Origin of the sequence: Pseudonocardia broussonetiae, from assembly GCF_013155125.1 — a bacterium.
In the GTDB taxonomy this organism is placed as follows: Bacteria; Actinomycetota; Actinomycetes; order Mycobacteriales; family Pseudonocardiaceae; genus Pseudonocardia; species Pseudonocardia broussonetiae.
Genome location: NZ_CP053564.1, coordinates 4,041,851 through 4,065,642 on the forward strand (window position 1 = coordinate 4,041,851; position 23,792 = coordinate 4,065,642).

The following is a 23,792-nucleotide window of genomic DNA, read 5'->3' on the forward strand; positions in this document are numbered from 1 at the left end:
TGCCGTGTCGCGCAGGGCGTGACTTGTCCACACCTGGCCAAATGATCACCAGCGGCACTAACGACCGTTGCGCCGGTACGCCGCGGCCTCGGATCCTCAGCGCGTGTACCTCCTCCGGATCGCGCTCACCCCGGTTGCGCTTCTGATCTTGATATCCGGCTGCGCCGGTTCGGCACAGCGGGATCTTGTGCAGGCGTTGGCCGAGGTGGGCTGCGGTGGCGTGCCGGCGGTCGAGTACCAGCGCATGGCGAGCGGCGTCGTCCTGTCGGTCAGCGTCCAGGAATGCGTCGGCGCCCAACCGCGACGGACCGGAGAACTCGTGGGGCGGGACGAGGCGGCCCGAGCCGTGGGACGGGCGATGTGGTCGACGCCGACCCACCGGTTCGACTCGGTCATGGTGACCGTGTACCGCACTGCGGAGGACCCCGACCGGACCAGGCCCCAGTCCGTGGTGCTCGAGCGGGACCAGCTCGCCGCAGTCTTCGGCCCGCGGGACCCTGCGCTCGACTCGCCGCTCCCGCTCGACGACGACGGCGGACGCGCGGCGTGGCGCTACCTCCCTCCCCTCGCCGCGGTCGGCGGGATAATGCTGGTCGCCGGGATGGCGCGTGCTCTTCGCGCCGGCCGCGTCCTACCGGTACTGATCATCCGTCGGTGATTTCGAACGAGGCATGTACGTGATCGAAGTGGCCGCCGGTGGCGTCCTCGGCGTCGTAGATGCCGCCGCCGGTGTACGGGCGGCCCCATCCGTCGGCGTCGGGAGTGTCGGGTGACCAGAAGCGGCCCTGCCAGATCAGGTACTTGACCTTGAGCGTGGCGGCGTGGGTGCGCAGCCAGGTGGCCAAGCGCCAGCCGTTCTGGAGTTCCTGGCCCTCGGGGAAGCGGCCGGCTGTGTCGGGAAAGTAGTCGCAGGCCTGGCCGCGGGAGTGGTCGCTGTCGGGATTCCAGGCGTGTTCGTCCCAGCAGGCCGCCGACCGGATCGGCGATTCGGGGCCGGGTGGGCCGAAGGCGCGGACGATCTCGTCGTGGGCATGACGGGTGGCGGGGGTGAGGCAGCGGCCGCCGGTGGGGTCGACGGCGGTGCAGAGCGCGTTGACGCCGTCGAAGGGTGTCGGGGCGGGGAGGTCGTCCACGGACACCGGTCCTGCGTTGGCGCTGTACTGCGCGACGAGGCTGTGGACCCGGTCGAGGTAGTTCGTGACGAGGTCGGCGCAGGTGCGGTCGCAGCCGGCCTCGCCCGGGACGGGGATGCCGGTGGCCGAGCCGGTCACCCGGCTGCAACCGGCGATGTGGCAGACCAGCATCCCGTCTAGCGCAGACGTCGGCTTCTCTGTGGCCTGCAGGTGCTCGGCTGCGGCCCGGAGGTTGGCGCACACGAAGGGGATCGCGAGCTCCAGGTGCCGTCGGGCGTCGAGGACGTCGGCGTCGGCGGGCGGCGGTGAGGCGCCCCACGGCGCGCCCCCGGCGGCGACCCAGTTGGCTTCGTTGAGCTGGTAGAGCCCGGCCGCGCCGCCGTTGCGGTCGCTGCTGTACGCGGTCGGGTCCCAGCTGCTCTCCGCCGCGACCTCGGCGACGACCCACAGCGGCGGCAGCTCCGGACACGTGGCCGTGGTGATGGCCGTGATGTCGGGAAGGAGCTCCCGGGCCAGGGGTGGGATCTTCGTCGCGTCGACCCCACCGGTCGCAGTCTCGGCGGCGACGGCCGAAAGGCCGCCGAGCAGAGCGACGACGAGCACGATCGGTGCGGTGATCACGGCGAGTGCGGCGGCCCCGGCACCGGCAGCGCGGTTCACGTCGTTACTCGTCGGGCAGCACGGTCGGGAGCGTGGGTAGTGGAGCGTGCGCGGTAAGAGTCTGGAAGCGCTCGTTGTGCGAGCAGTCAGCGAACGGGCCGAGCGGTGAGAGCAGCTCACGCAGGCACGGGTCGAGGTGGTCGCGGATCCACACCGACATCCCGACCCCCGGTTCGGGTGCGAGATCGGTCCACGCACGGCGCAGGGCCTCGAACCGGAACACCGCTTCCGGGTGCTCCCACCACAGCGGGCACCACTTGAGCTCGCCGCGCAGCGGTCGGGCGATGACGGCGGCGACGTGCCGGTGGACCCAGCCGATCAGCCGATCAGCATCGATTCGCTCGTCCTCAGCGACGACGTCCCGGCTGCTGTGGGTGTAGTCGTCGTCGTGCTCGGCAGCCTCGTCGGCCACCAGCTCGGTTCGGCCGTTGATGATGCTGTCGAGGAGTTCGCTCTGGTGGGCTCGCCAGCCTTCGAGGACGCCGATACGAGCCTGCAGCTCGATCAGCAGTCGGGCCGCCGCGGTCGGGTCGTCGGTCACGTCGCGTCACCTCTCTGGGCCGACGTCGCGGTGCAGACCGTCAGTGGGTTGTCCGGCCCCAGCGCCTCCTGTGCGGCGGCACGGAGTTCGGCGAGGGCGACCGCTGAGTAGGTGCGGATGTCGGCGGCGTCGTGTTCGTGGTACCAGGGCCGCAGTTCGCCCAGACCGGCTCGCCGCCCGGTCGCGAGTAGGACGGCTTGGGAGCGGGGCAGGGCGCGCAGGACTGATACGGGAAGGACGGGTTCGCGGGTGGTCGAGTACTGCCGGCTGGGCCCGCGTGCACGGTCGTAGCTGGTGGACAGCTTCTCGACCTCGTGGTCCCCGATGAGCCCGGAGAGCCGGCGCAGGAACTCGTGGTCGTCGACGCCGGCGCCGACGAGCTTGACGGTGGCGGCGGACCAGAGCGCGTCCATGCCCTGGTTGCCCCAGACTCCGACGCCCTGTTGGTAGCTCTGCAGCATGGTGATCACCTGGATTCCCCGGGACCCGAAATGGCTGTAGAGCTGGGGGAGGGTCTTGATCGGGCAGATGTTCGCGGCCTCGTCGAGTACGGCGACGACGGGTGGGTCGAGCCGACCGCCGCGGGCCTGCGCGGTCAGCTCGGCGACTTCCAGGATGCGGTCGACGAGCGCGGCGACGACCGGTGCGGCGGTGCCGGCGCCCTCCTTGGACAGCAGGTGCGCGGTGATCGGTCCGGTGGCGGCGTCGGCCAGCAGCTGCCACGGGTCGAGTTCGAGGAATTGCCGGCCCGGGGGTGGGGTCCGCCAGGTCTCCGGTGGGGTGATCCAGCGCAGGGTCCGTTCGGAGGTGAGGGCCTTGGTCGCGGTGCGGGCGGTCTGGAAGATGCCCTTGGTCGTGACGTCGGCGCCCGCCAGGCTCGCTTCCAGATCGGCGGCTTCCAGTCCCGCGCCGGCGTTGTCCAGCGCGGTGATGGCGTCGCGGCGTCCGTACTGCAGCCAGAGCAGCACGTCGCGCAGTGTTCCGCCGGACAGCGCAGCAGCCAGCAGCGTCCCGACGAGGACCTGCTCGCCCGCGGCATGGAAGAAGGGGTCGCGTCGCGTGCCGCCGATGGTGCCCATGAAGTGCTCGGCCAGCCGGCTGGCTGCCTCGTATCGGTGCGCGTCCGGTGCTTCGCGGACGGCGCGCAGCGGGTCCCACCACCATCGTTGCTCGGCGTGGGCGATCTGCTGCGGGTCGAAGGTCCACACCGCGCCGACCTCGCCCCGCAGGCCCGACGTCAGTGCCCAGAGGTCGGCCTTGTTGGACGTCGCGACGACCAGCCCGGGAGCTGACAGCACCGCCGGCACGGCCACGGCGCTGGTCTTGTTGGACCGCGGCCCCATGACGACCAGCGCGACGTCCTCCCAGGACATCCACACGTCGCGCCCGGCGATGCGCACCATGCGGATGCCCCGCCCCGCCGCGGGGACGTCAGCATGCTTGTCCAGCGACGGGCGCAGGCGCCGCGCGCGCCGAGCGGATGAGCGGCCGCTGAGGTCGCCGAGGTCGCGGCGGCGCAGCAGCGCGCGGCGCGGGTCGCCCAGGCGCCCACCGCTGGTGGCCAGTACGACGACGCCCGCGACAGCGACGACCTCGATACCGACAAGTGCCACCAACGTCGTGGTGAAGACGGTCGTCGACGCGGCTGGCGGCACAACGGCGTCGACACCGTCACGAGCGACCCGCAGCGGCAGGTCGAATGACAGGGCGGGCACCGGTCCCGAACCTGCGGCGACGGCCGCGGCCAGCCAGACGTCCATGGCTGCGAGCCAAGCCGCGGCGATTGCTGCCAGGAGCAACAGCGGCGCGGCGGCGTCACGCAGGATCGGCGAGCTCGGGTTGCTCATGGCCGGTGCCCGGCCGGGGGAGCGGACGTCACCGGGCGCCGGAAGGCGCCGTCGGTGTCGTAGAGCTGCTGCTCGGTGGGGGTGAGTGTGAGCGCGACCGGCAGGCCCATGCGTTCGCCGGACTTGATCAGGTACTTGCCGCGGCCGGGGTGGAGGCGTCCGGAGTGCCAGGTCGGGGGTGCCGCCCAGGACGTGATGAGGGAGGCCTCTCCGGCGGTCAATGAGGTGATGCGGCGAAGCCCGTCGAGTTCCTTGTCGGCCATGCCGCCCAGCAGCAGGATCCCATTGCGAGAGGCCATGCCGCGGGCCTTGGCCCGGTCGGCTTCGGTGGGCAGGGCTTCGAGGTCGTCGAGGGAGTGGGTGACCTGGAACGACACGACACCGCGGTGCCGGTTGAGCCGGGTGATCCGGTCGGAGCGCTCGACCAGACCGGGCGCCGCCCGCAGGGCGCGCCACAGCTCGTCTTGGACCTGGACGACGTTACGGCGCTCTCCGAGCGCGTGGGTGGCGTCGATCAGGCTCGCCGACCAGGCCCAGGAACAAAGCATCGCCGCCGCGACGACATCGTCGTCGTCCTCGTCGAGCGCGGAGATGTCGAGCGACAGCGCTGCGGTGTGCGGATCGGCGACGACGCTGGACTGGCGGTCGAAGATCCCCCGGATAGCCCCCTCACACAGCAGCCCGAGCGTGTTCGTGAGCTCGCGGGTCGCGCGCCGGTAGTCGGCGTCGTCGCTGCTCGCCGCGATCCCCTGTAGCGGGCCTACACCAGTGGCCAGGACGTCGAGGACGTCAGGGATCACCGGCTCCGACCGGCCCAGGCCGTCGGCCGCGGTGTCGAGGGCGGCGCCGAGCAGCCGGCGTTCGGTGACGGTGACGTCTCCGCGGCGGACGATGGTGATCAATGCTTCGAGCAACGACAGCCGGCGGGCCCTGATCGTTTCGTGAAGTCGTTCGCGCACGGCCCCGTTCGATCGGTCGTGAGCGGCGGACAGCGGTCCGGCGTCGAGGGGGTTGAGCGCGTGCAGACCCCGCCCGATGCGCCACACCGAGCCCCCCAGCGCGGTGATCAGCGGGGTGTACTCGCCCTTGATGTCGCCTGGGATGACGGCGGTCATTCCGTAGCCGACGAGCCCGGTGATCATGCGCTTGGTGATGGAGCTCTTGCCGATCCCCGGCTGGCCTTGGACCCAGACGCCGGTGTTGGACACCAGCCCTGTACGCAGCCACTCGGCGGGATCGAGCCCGACCGGCTCCGCGGTGTGCATGTGGCGCCCGATCGGCACGCCGTGCACCGACGCCCCGGAGGACACCGCGAACGGGAACAGCCCGCAGAGTTGGCTGGTGGTGGCGGCGTAGCGGACGCCCGCCTCGACATGCGCCGCGCGCCCTCCACCGCGTACCGGCCATCCCCAGCGGCGGGGGACGGGCCGTTCCCGGAAAGGCAGCGCCGGGTCAACGGTCCTGTGCTCCATGCGAGTCCTCCTCAGCAGCGGGGTTCAGCGCCGTGTGCGGTTGCGGGCTGTCTCGGCCGGGTTGATGCCGACCCCGAGAGCGGCGGCGAAGCCGGCCGCCTGTGCGCCGCGCAGGCGGCGGAGCCGGAGCTTGGCCTGCCCGGCCCGCTGCTCGAGGTCGGCGACTGCGGCGGGTAGGTCGTCGGGGTCGGTGACCGTGGTGGTGAGGTAGACGGTGAACCGGCCCACTCCGGCGCCCTCGGCCTCCTCGCGGGCCGACTGGAGGGCGCGGTCGCGGTCATCGCGTTCGCGCTGGGTCTCGTCGCGGCGGGTCCGCGCGGCCCAGGCCCGCCGGATCTGCCCGGACGTGACCTCGGCCTCGACCTTGGCGGCGGCCTGGTCGGCGGGGTAGGGCTCGTAGAGCCAGGTGACCCGCCGTGGATACGGGCCCGGGGTCAGGAGCGAGGCGAGGACGCGAGGGGCGACGGCCTGGCGGGGCGCCTCCCGCAGTGCCCAGGACACCGAGATCCCCGAGTCGTGCCGGTAGGTCTCCCAGCTCTCCTGCGCGGCGACCGGCCCGGCCTCGGACCAGGCGAGCAGCGCGGCGCGGTCGTCGAGGCGGGTGATCTCGGATCGAGCGGCCGGATCGAAGGCGACGCGGATGCGTCCGGTCAGCCAGCTCGTGGTCGCCCGGTCGAGCACGGCGACCCCGCAGGTGCCGAGCCCGGTCTCGATGCCGGGTAGCCAGCGGCCGACGTCGACCACGGCCGCGAACAGGTCCGTGGGTCGGGGGTTGGCGCGGTTCGGGTCGAACGTGACGGTGAGCCGGGCGTCGACCTCGGCCGCTGTCGTCGGTGTGATCGCGACGAGCTCGTCGAGCACTGTCCGGGACAGGGCGGGTGCCCGCGGGTCGAGTGCGGCCGCGACGTGGTCGCGCACGGTTGTGCCACCGCTGGGAGCGGTGTCGACGGTGACCGCGACATGCTGGACGAGCGGCTGGTAGCCGAGATCGGCGAGGAACACGCCCCAGGACGCGACCCAGAGGTCGGTCTGGGCGGTGTCGGCGAGGTCGAGACCGATGGGGGAGCAGCGCAGGACCGCGGTGAGTGTTCCCGAGATCCGGTCCCACAACAGCGCGTGCCGTCCGCCGCGCCCGTCGTCGACGTCGAGGGGGACGAGTGGAGCGAGGACACCGGGTAGGTCATGCGCGCGCGGGTGGTCGGTGAGGACCCCGGCGGACAGCTCGGTCCACCCACCGGCCCGGGCCCGGCTGAACCGGAACCGGCGGGTCACCGCCTCCGCGGCGGTGACGCCCCCGACGCGGACCACGACCGCACCGATGACGACGGCGCCGATCCCGGCCAGTGGCAGCGCGGCGCGAGGCACCGTCGAGATCGCCAGAACCGGGGCGAGGACGGCGAGGAACACCGCCACCGTCGCCGAGGTCGATAGCGACCCGATGCCCCAGCCGCGCTCGGGACGCCAGTTGCCGTAGAGCCGCGGTCCCGGCACGCGCTCGTCGGAGCGGGTGGTCATGGCGGCCCGTCCGCGTCCGGGGCGCCCGACGTCATGCCCGTTCCGACCGTCTTGCTCACCTGGGCCGCGAGGACCGCGGCGCCCGCCACGGAACCGGCAGCCGCGCCGGCTGCGGCACCGATTCCACCGGACGCTGCCCCCGGGGCGGCGCCTGCTGGTGCTGGCGCGCCGCCCCCGGCAGCGGGTCCGGCCGAACCGGGACCGGACGCGTCCAGATCCACGGCCCGCTGCACGGCGGGCGAGCGCCCGGATCCCTGGGCCAGGGCGATCGCACCTGCGGCGCCGATGAACCCTGATCCGCCCCCGCCCGAGCCGGCGATCTGCGTCCCGGACCAGGAGAAGAACTTCAGCATGATCGGCATCGCGATGACGGCGAGGAGCAGGACCATGATCCCGGCGATCTGGGTGGAGACGTCGCCCGGCGCGTTGGAGTTCGGCGAGGACAGGTAGGAGAACCCGATGTAGTAGATGAACGCCGCGGCCGGCTTGTAGAGAACCATCGCGAGCAGCCAGACGATGAGCTTGTCGAGCCAGCCCCGCGTCGACTTCGTCAGCGACCCGGACGCGGCCAGTGGGAGCATCGCGGCCAACACGAGCAACCCGGCCTGGCGCATCGCCATCAACAGCCACTGGACCAGCGACAGGATCGCGGCGAGGACCGCCACGATCAACGTGACGAACAGGTTGTCACCGGGCGCGGTCAGGGCGTCGACCATGAACAAGGCGAAGTTGTTCGCCGCGTCCGCCAGCAGCTGCATGGCCAGCGCGTCACCGGCCTGCAACGCCAAGTGCAGCGTGGTGAGCCCGAGCGCGGACACCACGGCGAAGCGGAACAGCCCGGTGGCGACCATGATCAGCGGCTCCGCCTTGCGGGACAGGATCAGCCGGATCGCCTGGACCAGCACCGAGCCGACCAGGACCGCGCCGACCACCCAGCTCGTCGCGCCCTGCGCCGCGAGGACCGCGGAATCGCGGGGATCGACGCTGTCGGTGGTCGCCCACCACGTCGACGTCGAGACGACCAGGTCCGCGGCCCCCTGAGCCACGGTGGCGACTAGCCCCTGCAGGACACCTCCGACGGCCTGACCCGCCTTGCAGCCGAGGTCGAACGTCCCGCATTCCTCCTGCGCCTGGGCCAGGACCGCGATCACGGCAGCGCTCCGAGCAGGAAATAGCCGGAGGTGTCCGGATGCAGGGACGGTCGCGGCGTCGGGACGCGCAGCCGCCAGTCCCCGTCGTCCCACCGCAGCGTCAGGTCGACGCGGGCCAGACCGCCCGCCGTGCGGGCCTGTTCGGTGTCGGCGAGCAGCGACATGACGACGTAGTCGCCCTGCGGATCACCGGCGATGGTCCGGTAGTACAGCGACCGCGCAGCCGTCGCGGGTCCGGCCGCCGCCGAGTCCGACGCCGGCAGCTCGGCGCGCAGCCGAGCGAGTATGCCGGCCGGGTCCCCCCAGCACTGCCCCATGAGCGTCGTCTCGTAGACCTCGGGTCCCGCGGCCGAGCTGACCCGCGGTGCAAGGTTGCTGGCCGCCAGCGCGGCGCCGAGCTCGTCATGGGTGAAACCTGCGGCGCGGCCGTCCGCCGTGAGTGTCGGGCCGTGGCGTTGAGAGACGGCGGCAACCCCGCCCGGTACCCGGGCCAGGCTCACCACATCCGGCGGCGCGACGACCTCGGCTTGGTCGGTCGGCACCGACAGCGCCAGGCCGAGCGCAAGCAGCGCCGTCGTCAGACCGGCCGAAGCGAGAGCATGACGTCGACGGCGTGATCGGCGGTCGTCGGTAGCGAGGGAGAGGCTCATCGTCGGGTCCGCCTACACCTGGAACGCGCCGACGATGACGGCCGCCACCGAGGCCAACGCGAGCCCGCCCAGGATCCACGCCGATCCGACGAGCCCTTCGTAGGCGGTCGCGGAACGGTTCCGGCGCCCGATGATGATCATTACTGCGCAGACCAGGATGCCGAGCACGCCGGAGAACAGGACTCCCCACTTCAACCAGCCCAGAATCTGGTCGGCGAAGTCGCCGAGTCCGGGCGGCACCGTGGCGTCGGGGTTCGGCGGTGCGACGGCCAGCCAGCCCGCGGTCGGGGTGAGCAGGTTGATCTTCACGGGGTGGGTTCCCTTCGGCTGGGTGACACTTGGCGTGGTGCTGCGCGGCCGACGGCTGTACCCGTCGGGCGGGGACCTGCGCCGAGCGCGGCCGTCAGCTCCCCGATGGCGCGGGCGTATCCGCGCGCAGCTCGCGGCATCTCTTCGAGCGATCGGCCGAGGATCTGGCGGACCCCGTCGAGCGGTGCCGCCGAGGCGCGCCACAGCCCAACGTGCGGTAGCAGAACCACTGCGGCAGCGTGGGGTTCGAGCAGGCGCAGCCGTGCGAGAAGTGCGCGGGTCGGTCGCACCCCGTCAACTGCCGTGACTGCGAGAACCGGCCGAGGCCCGACACCGCCGACCAGCTGCGCCGCCCGTCCAGCTCGGATCACCGAGTCGGCGGTGCTCCGGCAGACGAGAACATCGACGGCTCGCCCGGTGAAGACCCCGCGATCCGCGCCGCCCAACGCACACGCGACGGTTGTCGTCCCTACTCCACCAGCGACCCCGGCCACAGTAGGTATCGCGGAATGCAGACTATGTGCGTCCTGATCGGGCATCGGATTCCCCGGATCGAGATGAGCTGTCGATCGACAGAATCCGCGTCATCTCGCGCCCGACTCGTTCCCCGCTACGTCCGCCAGCTCGGGGAACCGCGGGCCACCGGTACGGGCACAGAGCGCTGTTATGGGCTCGAGGCCTCGGACACAGCCAGGTCGTTCAACTCGTGACCCGCGTCGACTGCGCACGGGACGACGTGCAGCGATACAGGGTCAAAGTGGATCGCCGCGTGCGTGGCGTAAAGGCAGGTCGCGCATTTACGCCTGCCGGTCGATCTCTCCAGCGGACCTGCCGCCGCGCTCGTGAGGTCCGCGGAAGCGGGCGACGACGTCCGCGCCGGCCTCGACCAGCGCCCGCACGCTGTCCGCGCCGTGGGGGACGTGCCCCGGCCAGTCGGTGACGACTTGCAACGCGGTGCGCGACGTACCGTCGTCGCCCGGGCGCCGTGGCCGGGGTCGGGTGCTCGGTGAGCAGTCGGTGCAGCCGGGCGACGTCACCAGGGTGTGGATCGCCCCGACCTCGGCCACCGCAAACGGATCCCGGGTGTCGGGCGCCCCCGTCGGAGATGTCTCCGAGTGCATTGTGCTTGACCTTCGAGTCGGCTCGAAGGATTAGCGTGTCAGGGGTGAGCACCTATCGGATATCCCAGCTCGCGGAGCGCGCCGGTGTCCCGGCGACGACGCTGCGCTACTACGAGAAGGAAGGTCTCGTACCCGCTGGCCGCACCCCGGGCGGGTACCGGCTCTACACCGATGCCGACGCCGAACGTGTCCGGTTCATCGCGGCGGCGAAGCACCTCGGCCTGCCGCTCGATCAGATCCGCGAGCTGCTCGGCGTGTGGGACGGCGGCATGTGCCGCGAGATCCGCGACGAGCTGCGGCCCATGGTCGCCGCGCAGATCACCGCCGCCGACGAGCGCATCGCGGACCTGCGCACCTTCCGCGATCGGCTCACTTCCGCCCTCGCGCACCTGAAGGTTCTCCCGGCCAAGGACGGCCCGTGTGATCCCGCGTGCGAGTTCCTGCACGAGCTTCCCGACCGGGCGGCCGCCCTGGCGGTCGGCCGTCGGACGTCGACGCTCCCGCCGAGGGTCGATGCCGAATCCGGCAGATCGACGATCGCCTGTTCGCTCGACGGCGACGGGTACTCCGACCGGATCGAGCAGTGGCGCACGCTCCTCGCCGCCGCCGACCGCGAGGAGCTGCGAGACGGTGGAATCGCGGTACGGCTGCCCGCCGTCGACGCGGGCCGGCTCGCCGAGCTGGTGGTGGCCGAACAACAGTGCTGCCCGTTCTTCACCTTCGAACTCACCTTCATCGGCGCGACCGTCGTGCTGACCGCCCATGCACCGGAGGGCGCCGAACCGCTCGTGGCCGCCCTGTTCACCGCTGAGTCAGAGGAGCCCCGGGACCGGTGCTGATCGCACGTTCTATCGCGTTGTTCGTCGTCGCCGCCCTGTTCGAGATCGGTGGCGCCTGGTTGGTCTGGCAGGGGGTCCGCGAGCACCGGGGATGGGTGTGGATCGGTGCCGGGGTCATCGCGCTGGGCCTGTACGGCTTCGTCGCCACGCTCCAACCCGACGCCCATTTCGGCCGGATCCTGGCTGCCTACGGCGGGGTCTTCGTCGCCGGTTCCCTCGCGTGGGGCATGGTCGCCGACGGCTACCGGCCCGACCGGTACGACGTCACCGGCGCACTGGTCTGCCTCGCGGGCGTCGCCGTCATCATGTACGCCCCCCGTACCGGCCTGACCTGATCACATATCGCTCTCGCGGCGGGCACCGGTCGGATGAGGTGGACGCCGAGGTGAGTAGGCCCGGCGAGCAGGGTTCGGACGCAGCGTTCGATCTCGTCGCGGAGGGGTCGGACGTCCTCGACGCCAATGCCGGCCGGGTCGTTTAGGACCCACGTCTCGTAGAAGGGCCTGGGACCAGCGGCACGCGTCGCCGCAGCCCTGCTCACGAGCGTCGGCGGCACTTCGCCTGCGCGCGCCGCCTGAACCGGCTGAGATGTCGAGGCCCGACCGGCGAGACGCGCCCGTCGGGCCCGCGTTCGGACAGGTACGGGGCGGCTCGGGGATCCCTCGATCGTGTCGCTAGCAGAATGTTAGCGTCCGATCACTGTGAGCGGCGAGAGGCGGGTCGTACGGCGAAGGACAGCCGTGGTCCTGCTGTTCGTGGTCCTGGCGCTCGCTCAGTCGACCGGCCTGTGCATCGGCCTCCCGTCGGTCTCGACCGCACCGCCAGACGCCATGGCGAGCGAGCACTGCGAGGACCACCACGCAGATGAGCACATGGCCGGTGCCTCGACCTGGCGGGGACCCACGTGCGTACCGGACCGGGGCGAGCCCGTCGATGTGCCCGACGTGACCCACGGCACGGCGGCACCGGAACACCGTCGTGCAAGACGGGCCGAAGGCCGGGGCTGCGCGCCCACAGGTCGACGTCTGCTCGACAGGCTGTGTATCGCGAGGACGTGACAGGACCGGAGATGTGCTCCTGTCCCGCCCGTCGCCGCGCCTGCGGCGTGATCCGAGGAACGTCCTGTGACCGCACGTGCCCTGTCCCTCCCTGCAACGGATCCCATCCTGGCCGGCCCGCCGGCTCCCCGACTGCCGCTGGTGGTCGGCAACACCCCCCTCGTCAGAATCGATCAGCCCTTCACCGGTGACCCGCGGGGCTTCTGGGCGAAGTTGGAGGGCTTCAATCCCGGGGGGATCAAGGACCGGCCGGCCCTCCACATGGTCCGGCGCGCCAGGGAACGCGGCGATCTCGCCGACGGCGCCCGGATCGTCGAATCCACGAGCGGCACCCTCGGCCTCGGCCTGGCCCTGGCCGGGATCGCCTACGGACACCCGGTGACGTTGGTGAGCGACCCCGGTATGGAGCCGCTCATGCTCCGGCTCCTGCGGGCATACGGAGCCGAGGTCCACACCGTCGACGAGCCGTGCGCCGAGGGCGGCTGGCAGGAGGCGCGCCGTCGCGCCGTCGGCAGCATCCTGCGCGACCACCCGGGCGCCTACTGCCCGGACCAGTACCACAACCCCGACAACGTCGCGGCCTACGCGCCGATGGCACATGAGCTCCTCGAGCAGACCGACGGCATCGACATCCTCGTGTGCTCGGTCGGCACCGGTGGTCACTCGGCAGGACTATCCTCCGTGCTCCGCGAACACCTCCCCGACCTGCGGGTGATCGGGGTCGACGCTATCGGATCGACGATCTTCGGCCAGTCCCCACGCCCGCGGCTGATGCGCGGCCTGGGTTCGAGCATCTACCCGCGCAACGTCGACTACCCGACGTTCGACGAGGTCCACTGGGTCGCACCCGCCGAGGCCGTGTGGGCGTGCCGGCGGCTGGCCTCGACGAGCTACGCGAGCGGTGGTTGGAGCGTGGGCGCGGTCGGGCTGGTTGCCGGCTGGGCCGCCCGTACGCATCCCGCCGGGACACGGATCGTGGCGATCTTCCCCGACGGCCCGCAGCGCTACTTCGACACCGTCTACAACGACGAGTTCTGCCGCCGCCACGGCCTGCTTGGTGCGGCCCCCGACCTCCATCCCGCCCGCATCGACGACCCGGGCGAGCGCGAGGTGACGAGCTGGACGCGGTGCACGACCGTCGTCGACCCCACCCGTTCCGGCACGACGCGGATCCCGTGATGCGCACGCTGACCCAGTACCGCTCCTTCTCGAGACCGGTGCAGCTGCTGCTGCTCAACCAGCTCACCATCAACCTCGGCTTCTACATGCTGATCCCGTACCTGGCGGCCCACCTGTCGGGCGGGCTGGGGCTCGCGACGTGGCTGGTGGGGCTGATCCTCGGGGTCCGCAACTTCGCCCAGCAGGGCATGTTCCTCGTCGGCGGCGCCCTGGCCGACCGCTTCGGGTACAAGCCGCTGATCGTGGCCGGGTGCGCGCTGCGGACTGTCGGGTTCGCGCTGCTGGGGTTCGTCGACTCCGTACCGGCGCTGATCGTGGCCTCGGCGGCGACGGGATTCGCCGGTGCGTTGTTCAATCCCGCGGTCCGCGCCTACCTGGCGCACGACGCGGGGGAGCGGCGGGTCGAGGCGTTCGCCCTGTTCAGCGTGTTCTACCAGGCGGGCATCCTGCTCGGCCCGCTCGTCGGGCTGGCGCTCACCGGCATCGCGTTCTCGGTGACGTGCCTGGTGGCCGCGGGGGTCTTCGCCGTGCTGACCCTGCTGCAGATCCGAGCCCTTCCGCCGCGCGGCGGCCCACAGGACGGCGGCGCCGACGCGACCTCGTCGGGCTGGCGGGAGATCCTCGGCAACCGGTCCTTCCTATTGTTCGCCGCGGCGATGGCCGGGTCGTACGTCCTGTCGTTCCAGGTCTACCTGGCCCTGCCTCTGCAGGCCCAGGTGGTCACCGCGACCGCGTCTGACGCCACGATCCTGGTCGCCGTCCTGTTCGCCGTGTCCGGCCTGGTGACCATCCTCGGCCAGCTGCGGGTCACCGACTGGTGCCGTATCCGGCTCGGGCCCGCCCGTTCGATGGCCGCCGGGCTGCTCGTCCTGGCCGCAGCGTTCGTGCCGCTCCTCGCCGCCGAGGCGGTTCCGCCGGGTCCCGGCCGTTTGGGCGAGGTGGTCGGCATGGCCGCGCTGGTGCTGTCGGCCGCGGTGCTCGCCCTGGGCACGACGATCGTGTTCCCGTTCGAGATGAACACCATCGTCGCGCTCTCCGGGAACCGCCGGGTCGCCACCCACTACGGGCTCTACAACACCGTCTGCGGCGTGGGCATCCTGCTGGGCAACCTGGGGACCGGCTGGGCACTGGACATCGCACGGTCCACCGGCGTTCCGGCGGCTCCGTGGCTGGTGCTGATCATCGTCGGGGTCGGCTGTGCGGCCGCGGTGGGTGCGTTACGCCGTCGCGGTCTGCTGCCGGCCGAGGAGCCGACCCGGCCCCGGGGTGGACGGCACCGCCTGCGCCGCCGCCCACCGGGGGCCGGGTCCGCAGGCGCGGTACCGAGCGCGTCCGACAGTCGGTCGAAGAGCTTGATCACGAGCGCTCCGTCGAGGCGGTGATGCCGCCGCGCATCTCCGGAGAACATGCGCACCAAGGCTGTATTCCGGATGGCGCAGGCGTGCGCTCGAGGCGTTTGCAGCGGTTGTCACCATGCCCGGTCGTGGGGGACCGATGGCGACGGACGCTGCTGTCGTCGAGATCCGGGCCGCGGTCGGATCATGGCTGACCTGGCGACGGCAGCGGACGGTCGGCGACGCCGAGCAGGTAATGGCCGCGGATGCGGGTCAGCCAGCGCGGTCCGACGCGCAGTCCCTGGCGTTCGAGCTCGGCGACGAAGTCGGGGCCGCTGAACCGGTCATGGGTGGGGTGGTCGAACAGCCACCGGTAGCCACGGGTGGCCAGCGCCGCGGCGGTGACCTCGTCGAAGTAGAACCGGCCGCCCGGGCGCAGCACCCGGGCGATCTCGGTCAGCGCGGCCCGCCAGTCCGGGACGTGGTGGATGATCGCGAAGTCGAACACCGCGTCGTAGCCGGCGTCGGCGGCGCCCAGTGCGGCCCGCAGGTCGGTCATGTCCCCGACGGCCAGCCGCACCCGCTCTCCGTAGCCGCCCAGTCGACGGCGGGCCCGGGTGACCATCGCCGGGTCGAGGTCGATCGCGTCCACCCGGGCCGCGGCGAAGCGCCGCAGGATCAGCTCGGTGCCGTACCCGGCGCCGCACCCGACCTCCAGCACGTGGGCGTCCGGCGCCAGCACCCCGCCGAGGCGCAGCAGCGTCGGTGTCTCGTAGAACCGCTGCAGCGCCCGCCGCGGCGGGCTGTTCACCAGCGCGGTCTCCACCCGGTTCATCAACATGTCCGACCTCCGTCATCGTTCGAAGCTGTTGGCATCGCTGTTCAACGATGAATATCAGGCTTGTCTCGGAGTTGTCCAGCGCCTGCATCGCCACCACCCCGGGCGGCGGCGACGGAGTTCACGACCCGGCGGGCACGAAGAGCTGTGAGGCGGCTGGCCCAACATTGTCCGGGTCCGCTATCATCGCCGCATGACGATGTCAGGTGAGACGTCGGCTCCGCCGCGGCAGGAGCTGGTTCCGGCGGCGGCGCTGTTCCACAGTCTGTCGGACACGACCCGGCTGGCGATCGTGCAGCGCCTGGCCGCGGGTGAGGCGAGGGTGGTGGACCTGACCGTGCGATTGGGGCTGGCCCAGTCGACGGTGTCGGCGCACCTGGCGTGCCTGCGCGACTGCGGACTGGTGCAGGGTCGGCCCGAGGGGCGGCAGATGTTCTACGCGCTGACCCGCCCGGAGCTGCTGGACCTGCTCGCCGCGGCGCAGACGCTGCTGGGCGCGACCGGCTCGGCGGTGGCCCTGTGCCCGAACTTCGGCGCCGAGGTCTCGGGAGTGCGTGGTGAGTGACGCGTGTGGCTGCGGTGACGACGAGCCCCGCGGCGACGAGGGCGCAGAACGCGAGCCGGAGCGGCTGTGGGAGGTCAGCGAGCTGCGGTTCGCCGCGGGGTCGGGGGTGCTGCTGGCGGCGTCACTGATCGTCGGCTGGACCGGTGGGCCGGCGCCGCTGGAACTCGCTCTGCAGGCCGCGGCGTTGGCGGTGGGGGCGTGGACGTTCGTGCCCTCCACGCTGCGCCGCCTGGCCAAGGGCAAGATCGGGGTCGGCACCCTGATGACGATCGCCGCCGTCGGCGCCGTGCTGCTCGGCGAGGTCGGCGAAGCCGCGATGCTGGCGTTCCTGTTCTCCATCAGCGAAGGCCTGGAGGAGTACTCGCTGGCCCGCACGCGGCGCGGGCTGCGCGCCCTGCTGTCGCTGGTCCCCGAGCAGGCCACCGTGCTGCGCGCCGGCCAGGAGATCGTGGTCGCCCCGACCGAGCTGCGGGTCGGGGACACCATGCTGGTCCGTCCCGGTGAACGGGTGGCCACCGACGGCCGGATCGCCGTCGGGCGCACCGCCCTGGACGTCTCGGCGATCACCGGGGAATCGGTTCCGGTCGAGGCCGGCCCCGGCGACGAGGTGTTCGCCGGGTCGATCAACGGCAGCGGGGTGCTCGAGGTCGAGGTCACCACCACCGCGGAGAACAACTCGCTGGCCCGGATCGTGGCCATCGTCGAGGCTGAGCAGGCCCGCAAGGGCGCCGCCCAGCGCCTCGCCGACCGCATCGCCAAACCACTGGTCCCGGGGGTGATGGTCGCCGCCGCGTTGATCGCCGCGATCGGCAGCGTCCTCGGCGACCCGCTGGTGTGGATCGAACGCGCCCTGGTGGTGCTCGTGGCCGCGTCCCCGTGCGCACTGGCCATCTCGGTGCCGGTCACCGTGGTCGCCGCGATCGGCGCGGCCAGCAAGATGGGTGTGCTGGTCAAGGGCGGCGCCGCGTTGGAGGGCATGGGTCGGATCCGGGGGATCGCGCTGGACAAGACCGGCACCCTGACCCGCAACCGACCCGTCGTGATCGAGGTCGCCACCGCCGCCGGCGCCTCCCGCGAACAGGTCCTCGACCTCGCCGCGGCGCTGGAGGCGCGCAGCGAACACCCCCTCGCCCGGGCAATCCTGGCCGCGGTCGACCAGCCCACCCCGGCCACCGACGTGCAGGCGGTGCCCGGCGCCGGACTGACCGGCCGGCGCGACGGCCGGGCGCTGCGGCTGGGCCGGCCGGGCTGGATCGACGCGGGCGCGCTGGCCGACCCGGTGGCGCGGATGCAGGCCGACGGGGCCACCGCGGTGCTCATCGAGGCCGACGGAGAGCTGCTCGGGGCGGTCGCGGTCCGCGACGAACTCCGCCCCGAGGCCGCCGAGGTCGTCAGCCGGTTGCGCCGCGACGGGTACCGGATCGCGATGCTCACCGGCGACAACCGCGCCACCGCCACCGCGCTGGCCGCGCAGGCCGGGATCACCGAAGTGCATGCCGAGCTGCGCCCCGAGGACAAGGCCACCCTGATCGCGACACTGCGCACCGAGCGGCCCACCGCGATGGTCGGCGACGGTGTCAACGACGCCCCCGCGCTGGCCACCGCCGACCTGGGGATTGCGATGGGCGCGATGGGCACCGACGTGGCCATCGAGACCGCCGACGTCGCGCTGATGGGCGAGGACCTGCGCCACCTGCCCCAGGCGCTGGACCACGCCCGCCGCGCCCGGACGATCATGCTTCAGAACGTCGGGTTGTCACTGGCCATCGTCATCGTGCTGATGCCGTTGGCTCTGCTCGGCGTCCTCGGCCTCGCCGCCGTCGTCGCCGTACACGAGCTCGCCGAGATCGTGGTCATCGCCAACGGCGTCCGCGCTGGGCGGGCCCGCCCCCTGCCCAGCCGAGCGCCGGAACCCGCCGCGGATCCGACCCGGCCCGTCGCTAGCGGCGTCAAGATCTGACATCCGTACCGCGATCTGCGGAAACGAGATGATCACCGAGGCCTGCGAGGACGATGCTGCAAGCCCGGCCGGTTCGTCGGCTGTCAGGTGAGGGGGTGGAAAGTGGCGCCGTCGTCGTCGGAGCGGTACACCCCGCCGGCGGTGGCGGCGAGCAGCGTGGCGCCGGTGGCGGTGAGGGCCTGCGGGCGGCCGCCGGGAACGACGCCGACCTGCTGCCAGCCCGCTCCGCCGGTGGTGCTGGCGAACAGCGCGCCGTCGAGGCCGATGCCGTAGACGGTGCCGGTCGGGGCCCAGGACAGGTACGCCAGGGCCGGCCCGGTGGGCGCGGTGAAGATGCGGCCGCCGTCGCGGCTGGCCGCGACGCCGCCCTGCACGGTCGCCAGGATCACGGTGGGGTCGGCGGGGTCGGCCGCGATGTCCAGGGCGGCCAGCGCGACGCGGGTGTCCCAGCTGTGGCCGCCGTCGGTGCTGGCCCGCAGGACCCGGTTGGTGGCGTCGTAGCCGTACACGGCGCCGGGGACGGCTTCCAGGGCGTGGAAGTCGACCTGCCCGGCGAGCCCGAGCGCGGTCCAGGTGGCGCCGGCGTCGGTGCTCTCGACCACGCCGAGAGGGTTGGCGACCTGCTCACCGGGGCCGGGATGGCCGCTGGACAGGAATGCGCCCGGCCCGGTGATGGTGAACCCCATCAGGTCCCGACCGGTGCTGTCCGCGCGTTCCAAGGCACCACCGGGGCTGCTGCGGAACAGGCCGTCGTGGGTGGCCACGAACACCGTGTCGTCGGCCGGGTCGATGCCCAGCCCGTGCACGTGCTCATAGGGCAGCCCGGCCGAGCCGACCCCCGGCTGCCCTGCACCGTGCCCCTCCGAACCGGTGCCGGCCGAACACCCGGCGAGCAGGATCGCGGCCGCCGCACCCAGCGCGAGGGCCCGAAGGGACGGGGTGCGTGGAGTCAGCTGAGATGCCATGTCGGCGTTCCTTCCTGCTGGACCGGCTCGTCGAGGGGTGCTTGGGCGCAGCCCCAGATGAGGGTCACGGGGTGGGCTCGAGGGCGGCCCGTACGGCCGCGGTGACCTGTTGGGGAGTATGGAACACCAGCGGGTCGGTGATCCGTTCGATGGTGCCGTCGGGGTGGACGAGCCAGTTGCTGGGCAGTACCGGCGGTGCGCCCAGCGCGGCCTGCAGCGTGTGGTCCGGGTCGGTCACCGACTCAGGGCGATCTCGCCGGCCAGCGCCAGCGCGTCGGCGGGCCGGTCCCGGACGTTGACCCCGAGCACCGTGATCGCGTCGGGATCGGCGGCGTAGGTGTTGAGCACGGGGATCTCCGCGCGGCAGGGCCCGCACCACGACGCCCACTGGTTGAGCAGCACCGGCCGCCCGGCCAGCACCGCCCCGAGTGGCACCGCCCCGGGTTCGCCCAGGCACGGCAGCACGACCGCGGCGAGCGGGCCCCGGGCCGCCGCGGCATCCGGGGCGGCGGTCGGGCAGGGCGGTAACGCGGCCGGGGCGGCGGCGAGCGTTGAGTCGTCGGGGCGCTGGGCGGCGGTGCTCTCGGCCGGCACCGGTTGTGGCCCGACGGCCGGCTCGATCGGCATGCTCGGTCGGGGCCACAGCGCGATCACCCCGGCCGCCGCCAACGCCGTGCCTCGTCGCGGTCGCGGCCGCGGCGGACCCGGTCCGGGTCGTGCGGGGCAGCCCCGCGTCCGGAATCCCCGCATCGCGGGTCACAGCGTCGCGGGTCACAGCAGCAGGTATCCCATCGCTGGGTGTCACAGCGGCAGGGTGTAGCCGCCGATGGGGCCGCGCATCCACGCGATGAACTCGCCCCATGCCCCGGTGACCAGCAGCGCCCCGAGGACCAGCAGCATGATCCCGCCGGTGATCTGCAGCGCGCGGATGTGGCGGCGCATCCACACCGTGGTGCGCACCGCCCACTGGGCGCCCAGCGCGATCAGCACGAACGGGATGCCGAGGCCGGCGCAGTAGGCCAGTACCAGGACCAGCCCGCGCACGGTGGACGACCCGACCTCGGTGCCGGTGGCCAGCGCGATCACCCCGGTCAGGGTGGGGCCCAGGCACGGGGTCCAGCCCAGCCCGTACACCGCGCCCAGCACCGGGGCGCCGGCCAGCCCGCCGCGCGGCACTTTGTGGATGCGCACATCGCGCTGCAACGCGGGGATGAACCCGAGGAACACCAGCCCCATCGCGATGGTCACCACCCCGCCCAGGCGCTGCAGCAGCAACTCGTTGCCGATCAACCAGTCCGACAGGCCCAGCACCAGCAGCACCCCGGCGGTGAACACCACGGTGAAGCCGCCCACGAACAGCATCGCCGCCCCGGCCACCCGCCACCGCCCGGCCCGCACGGCGGTCCGCCCGAAGGTCTTGTCGCCACCGGGCATCGCGGGCACGTCGGCGCCGACCAGCCCGGCCAGATAGCCGACGTAACCCGGCACCAGCGGCAGGCAGCACGGCGAGGCGAAGGAGATCGCGCCGGCGGCGAGCGCCAGCGCGAATGCCACCAGCAGCGGCCCGGAGATGGCCAGCTCGGTCAGGCCGTTCACGACCCGCTCCCATTCTGGGCGTCGGCCGGTGCCGAGGACCCCGGCGCCGCGTCGGCAGGCTCGGCTGCGACCCGTTGCACCACCGGCAGCAGCTCGGAGACCCGGACCGCGGTGAGGAACACCGCCGCCACCCGGTGCTGCCGGTCCAGCACGATCGTCGACGGGACGGTGCTACGGGGGAACCCGCTGAGCGCGAGCAGGGATCGGCCGGGATTGTCGAAGATCGACGGGTAGGTGATGGCGCGGTCGGCCATGAAGTCGCGGGCGGCGTCAGCGGAGTCGCGCACATCGATACCCAGCAGCGTCACCCCTTCCGGCTGCATCTGCTCATGGATCTGCTGCAGGCCGGGCATCTCCTCCCGGCACGGCCCACACCACGCCCCCCAGATGTTGAGCACCACCACCTGCCCCGGGAAGTCCTGCAGCCCGACCGTGGCGCCCGGCTCGAGCAGGCTCTCCCCGGACAGCCCGCGCACGGCGCCCCGGGTGGCGGGCGGATCGTAGAAGATCCGGGTCTGCCCGCCCGGGGCCACGAAGGTGAACTCACCGGCCTGGCTGGGTGCATCACCGGTCGCGGAGGCGAAGGAACACCCGGCCAGCATCATCAGCAGTACGGCCGCCGCGGCGAGAACCCGCAGCCGGACGGGCGCGGCGAGCCGGGTCGAGCTCGGTGAGTACGCCCGGACCGACGACCCGTCCGCACCCATGCGCCCGTCACTCATGAGCCCGTCGCTGTCCCCGGACGCGCCGGCTCATCAGGTCGGGGTCCATCGCCGCGCCACGACGCCCACAGCAGGGCAAGCGCGCCGAGGGTGATCGCGGTGTCGGCCAGGTTGAACGTGGGGAACCAACCCAGCCACAGAAAGTCGGTGACCGCCCCGTCCCCGACCCGGTCGATGATATTGGCCACCGCCCCACCCAGCACCAGGCCCGCCGGCAGCGCCGGGCGCAGGCGGCCCAGCACAATCGCCACCGCCACCCCGACGGTGACCACCGAGGCCCCGCCGAGCACCACCCACGTCGGCAAGCCGTCGCCGAGGCTGAACGCCACCCCGGTGTTGTGGCTGAGCTGCAACCGACCGATCCCGAGCTCCACCGGGGCCCCGGGCAGCCCGGTGTCGGCCAGCCACTTGGTCACCACATCGACCAGTACGGTCACCAGAGCGGCCAGGCCGGCCACTGCGGCCGGCCGGCCGGTTCGGGAGAATCGGCTCCGCAACGAGAGCGGCCTCGCCTGCGGATCCTGCGGTTGAGGATCCCGACAGGACCCGCCTTGATCGGGCCGACCCTGGATCGTCATGGGGCGATGATAGAAGTCGGCGGCGATGACAGCGGAGGCGGCCCGCGACATGGTGCGGGAAGCAGCGTCACCGGAAGCAGCGTCACCGGTGCCCAGCGGCGCGCGCCGGTGCGGCGGACAGCGGTGGGCGGCAGGGCCTGGGGCATCCGAGCGAACCGGCCCGGCCGGCCGCTGGCCAGGTGGGGGTGTTGATCGTGCCCGGGGCCGCGGTTCGCCGGTACGTGCGCCCGGCCGCCGAGGCGTTGGTTGCCCGCGGGATAGACGCACGCCTGCTGCCGGCCCCGGGGGAGCCGGGGACCCCGGCCGACCTGCCCGACTACAGCGCCCAGCTCGCCCGGCGGATCAGCGCAGCTCCGGTGGACCCTGTTGATCGGCCTGTCGGTCGGGGCCCTGGCCGCCGCTCTGGCCGCCGCCGACGTCCGAGGGCGTCGACCCGCGCCACCTGCAGGCCAGCGCCGCCTACCGCAACGTGGACATCCTGCTGTTCCAGCACGGCGTGCACTCCGCCGGCATCGCCGAGCCCGAACAACGGCTGGGCGCAGCGCGCCGACACGGCGCCACCGCGCGGCTGCTCGCGGTCGACCCCCGACGGTTCCCGCACGACATCGCCTCGCTCGGCCGCTACGGTCACGCGCTACCCCGGGCCCGATGACCATGGTCACCGCTGCACGTTTCGGCCGCGATCGCCGGCCTACACGAGGCCGGTCTCGATGGCCCCGGCTCGCCAGACAGCGGTCGCGGGACGGCAGGCCGGCCACCTAGGTGATACGGAGCCCGGGCACGCGACCTCGCCCTGCCCGGACCACAACGACCCGGTCAATCAGACCCCCATGCGCTCGTCCGTGCCCGGTCGGCCGTGCTTGCGGTCCTACAAGCCGAAGGCGCCGCCCTCGACCAGGATGACGATGCCCAGACCGATCAGCACGACCGGGAACAGCACCTGCTCCCAGCGCTCCAACACCTCGGCGATCGGCTTGCGGGTGGCGACATAACGCGCCGCGACGACCAACACCGCCACCAGGGCGAGGAAGACGATCGAGTAGGCAACGATGCCCCCGGTGCCGACCGTGGCGAAGACCGGCACGTACACACCGATGTTGTCACCGCCGTTGGCGAAGGTGACAGCGGCGATGGTGGGCACGCTGAGCGCCTTGCCGCTCACCTTGTCGTCGTCATCGTCATCGTCGCGCCACGCCCGCCATGCCCGCCAGGCCGCGAGCACACCGAGGACCAGAGGGATGAGCCCGAAGTACGGGATGACCTCCTCGGGCAGGAAGCTGCGCGCGCCCAATGCAACGAGCACCGCCGCGGCCAGGATGGCGCCGAAACCAAGGTATTGGCCACCGAGGATTCTCGTCGTGGTGCCCGGCACGCCGGCACCTCGCGCGTAGAACAACGACAGCACGATGACGTCGTCGATGTTGGTGACCGTGAACAGGCCGACCGCCTGCACGGCCCAGGTGAGGGGTTCCATGAGTGCCTTCTGATCGATCACCGGCAACGTCCAAGGCGTCACCTCGGTGAGCTACGACATGACCGTGCGGGCGGTCAGCGGCGCGTCATGACGAGCGGCGGGGCGACGCAGCCGTCCGGGCGGCGGGGCATTTCTGGCTGCCCGGCACATGACCGGCGCGGATGTTCGATGTCGGGACTCGGAAGCGGCCCTGGGCAGCTAGCGCGGGTTTGCGCAATCAGCCTCAGCATCGTCATGCGACGATGCTAGCACTATCGACAGCTGTCACAGCTCAGCACCGATCCC

24 protein-coding genes are annotated in these 23,792 nt (G+C 72.3%); 8 read left to right on the plus strand and 16 right to left on the minus strand.

What is annotated here, in order from left to right:
* Nucleotides 1-103: 103 nt before the first annotated feature.
* Nucleotides 104-658, plus strand: coding sequence for a hypothetical protein (locus HOP40_RS19915; protein ID WP_172160818.1), 555 nt, complete (start codon nt 104-106; stop codon nt 656-658).
* Here HOP40_RS19915 and HOP40_RS19920 read toward each other — a convergent pair.
* The 8 genes from HOP40_RS19920 to HOP40_RS19955 form a co-directional block, all read right to left on the minus strand.
* Nucleotides 645-1,793 carry a VldE C-terminal domain-containing protein gene (locus HOP40_RS19920; RefSeq protein ID WP_172160820.1) on the minus strand — a complete coding sequence of 383 codons (1,149 nt, stop codon included), beginning with the start codon at nt 1,791-1,793 and terminating at the stop codon, nt 645-647. The genes HOP40_RS19915 and HOP40_RS19920 overlap by 14 nt on opposite strands.
* Before the next feature lie 4 nt (nt 1,794-1,797).
* Entirely contained in the window at nt 1,798-2,334 is a 537-nt protein-coding gene (locus HOP40_RS19925; protein ID WP_172160822.1) for a DUF4913 domain-containing protein, read from the minus strand.
* Nucleotides 2,331-4,094 (minus strand): type IV secretory system conjugative DNA transfer family protein, encoded by a 1,764-nt coding sequence (locus tag HOP40_RS19930; RefSeq protein ID WP_172160824.1) that lies wholly within the window; start codon nt 4,092-4,094, stop codon nt 2,331-2,333. The genes HOP40_RS19925 and HOP40_RS19930 overlap by 4 nt, the downstream gene beginning before the upstream one ends.
* Before the next feature lie 83 nt (nt 4,095-4,177).
* Nucleotides 4,178-5,653 (minus strand): hypothetical protein, encoded by a 1,476-nt coding sequence (locus HOP40_RS19935; RefSeq protein WP_172160826.1) that lies wholly within the window; start codon nt 5,651-5,653, stop codon nt 4,178-4,180.
* 24 nt (nt 5,654-5,677) lie between these two features.
* Complete coding sequence (locus HOP40_RS19940; protein WP_172160828.1) at nt 5,678-7,168, minus strand: SCO6880 family protein; 1,491 nt, start codon at nt 7,166-7,168, stop codon at nt 5,678-5,680.
* Complete coding sequence (locus HOP40_RS19945; RefSeq protein ID WP_172160830.1) at nt 7,165-8,319, minus strand: TrbL/VirB6 family protein; 1,155 nt, start codon at nt 8,317-8,319, stop codon at nt 7,165-7,167. Before HOP40_RS19945 ends, HOP40_RS19940 begins: the two co-directional genes overlap by 4 nt.
* Complete coding sequence (locus HOP40_RS19950; RefSeq protein WP_172160832.1) at nt 8,316-8,969, minus strand: DUF8175 domain-containg protein; 654 nt, start codon at nt 8,967-8,969, stop codon at nt 8,316-8,318. The genes HOP40_RS19945 and HOP40_RS19950 overlap by 4 nt, the downstream gene beginning before the upstream one ends.
* 12 nt (nt 8,970-8,981) lie before the next feature.
* Nucleotides 8,982-9,278, minus strand: coding sequence for a hypothetical protein (locus HOP40_RS19955; RefSeq protein WP_172160834.1), 297 nt, complete (start codon nt 9,276-9,278; stop codon nt 8,982-8,984).
* 1,126 nt (nt 9,279-10,404) lie between these two features.
* Between HOP40_RS19955 and HOP40_RS19960 the strand changes: the two genes are divergently transcribed.
* The 4 genes from HOP40_RS19960 to HOP40_RS19975 all read left to right on the plus strand — a co-directional run bounded on the left by HOP40_RS19960 (nt 10,405) and on the right by HOP40_RS19975 (nt 14,857).
* Complete coding sequence (locus tag HOP40_RS19960; RefSeq protein ID WP_172160836.1) at nt 10,405-11,238, plus strand: MerR family transcriptional regulator; 834 nt, start codon at nt 10,405-10,407, stop codon at nt 11,236-11,238.
* Complete coding sequence (locus HOP40_RS19965) at nt 11,232-11,573, plus strand: YnfA family protein (protein WP_172160838.1); 342 nt, start codon at nt 11,232-11,234, stop codon at nt 11,571-11,573. Before HOP40_RS19960 ends, HOP40_RS19965 begins: the two co-directional genes overlap by 7 nt.
* 831 nt (nt 11,574-12,404) lie before the next feature.
* Complete coding sequence (locus HOP40_RS19970) at nt 12,405-13,475, plus strand: PLP-dependent cysteine synthase family protein (protein ID WP_420821826.1); 1,071 nt, start codon at nt 12,405-12,407, stop codon at nt 13,473-13,475.
* The gene (locus HOP40_RS19975) at nt 13,475-14,857 is read left to right on the plus strand and encodes an MDR family MFS transporter (RefSeq protein ID WP_172160839.1); all 1,383 of its coding nucleotides are present in this window, start codon (nt 13,475-13,477) and stop codon (nt 14,855-14,857) included. Before HOP40_RS19970 ends, HOP40_RS19975 begins: the two co-directional genes overlap by 1 nt.
* 157 nt (nt 14,858-15,014) lie before the next feature.
* Here HOP40_RS19975 and HOP40_RS19980 read toward each other — a convergent pair whose 3' ends face one another.
* Nucleotides 15,015-15,650, minus strand: a complete 636-nt coding sequence (locus HOP40_RS19980; RefSeq protein WP_240157156.1) for a class I SAM-dependent methyltransferase — start codon at nt 15,648-15,650, stop codon at nt 15,015-15,017.
* A gap of 190 nt (nt 15,651-15,840) precedes the next feature.
* Between HOP40_RS19980 and HOP40_RS19985 the strand changes: the two genes are divergently transcribed.
* Both HOP40_RS19985 and HOP40_RS19990 read left to right on the plus strand, forming a co-directional pair.
* Nucleotides 15,841-16,212: an ArsR/SmtB family transcription factor gene (locus HOP40_RS19985; protein ID WP_172160841.1), complete on the plus strand. Its 372-nt coding sequence runs from the start codon at nt 15,841-15,843 to the stop codon at nt 16,210-16,212.
* Entirely contained in the window at nt 16,205-18,172 is a 1,968-nt protein-coding gene (locus tag HOP40_RS19990; RefSeq protein ID WP_172160843.1) for a heavy metal translocating P-type ATPase, read from the plus strand. Before HOP40_RS19985 ends, HOP40_RS19990 begins: the two co-directional genes overlap by 8 nt.
* Nucleotides 18,173-18,255: 83 nt before the next feature.
* Here HOP40_RS19990 and HOP40_RS19995 read toward each other — a convergent pair whose 3' ends face one another.
* The 6 genes from HOP40_RS19995 to HOP40_RS20020 form a co-directional block, all read right to left on the minus strand.
* Nucleotides 18,256-19,137, minus strand: a complete 882-nt coding sequence (locus tag HOP40_RS19995; RefSeq protein WP_172160845.1) for a F510_1955 family glycosylhydrolase — start codon at nt 19,135-19,137, stop codon at nt 18,256-18,258.
* Nucleotides 19,138-19,201: 64 nt separating this feature from the next.
* Nucleotides 19,202-19,375 carry a hypothetical protein gene (locus HOP40_RS20000; protein WP_172160847.1) on the minus strand — a complete coding sequence of 58 codons (174 nt, stop codon included), beginning with the start codon at nt 19,373-19,375 and terminating at the stop codon, nt 19,202-19,204.
* Entirely contained in the window at nt 19,372-19,764 is a 393-nt protein-coding gene (locus HOP40_RS20005; RefSeq protein WP_172160849.1) for a TlpA family protein disulfide reductase, read from the minus strand. The genes HOP40_RS20000 and HOP40_RS20005 overlap by 4 nt, the downstream gene beginning before the upstream one ends.
* Nucleotides 19,765-19,938: 174 nt before the next feature.
* Nucleotides 19,939-20,733, minus strand: a complete 795-nt coding sequence (locus HOP40_RS20010) for a cytochrome c biogenesis CcdA family protein (RefSeq protein ID WP_172160851.1) — start codon at nt 20,731-20,733, stop codon at nt 19,939-19,941.
* The gene (locus tag HOP40_RS20015) at nt 20,730-21,338 is read right to left on the minus strand and encodes a TlpA family protein disulfide reductase (protein ID WP_240157808.1); all 609 of its coding nucleotides are present in this window, start codon (nt 21,336-21,338) and stop codon (nt 20,730-20,732) included. Before HOP40_RS20015 ends, HOP40_RS20010 begins: the two co-directional genes overlap by 4 nt.
* A gap of 113 nt (nt 21,339-21,451) precedes the next feature.
* Nucleotides 21,452-22,033, minus strand: coding sequence for a signal peptidase II (locus HOP40_RS20020; RefSeq protein ID WP_172160853.1), 582 nt, complete (start codon nt 22,031-22,033; stop codon nt 21,452-21,454).
* Nucleotides 22,034-22,502: 469 nt separating this feature from the next.
* Between HOP40_RS20020 and HOP40_RS20025 the strand changes: the two genes are divergently transcribed.
* The gene (locus HOP40_RS20025; RefSeq protein WP_172160855.1) at nt 22,503-22,685 is read left to right on the plus strand and encodes a hypothetical protein; all 183 of its coding nucleotides are present in this window, start codon (nt 22,503-22,505) and stop codon (nt 22,683-22,685) included.
* Between the two features lie 216 nt (nt 22,686-22,901).
* Here HOP40_RS20025 and HOP40_RS20030 read toward each other — a convergent pair whose 3' ends face one another.
* The gene (locus tag HOP40_RS20030; RefSeq protein WP_476705421.1) at nt 22,902-23,528 is read right to left on the minus strand and encodes a cadmium resistance transporter; all 627 of its coding nucleotides are present in this window, start codon (nt 23,526-23,528) and stop codon (nt 22,902-22,904) included.
* Nucleotides 23,529-23,792 lie beyond the last annotated feature (264 nt).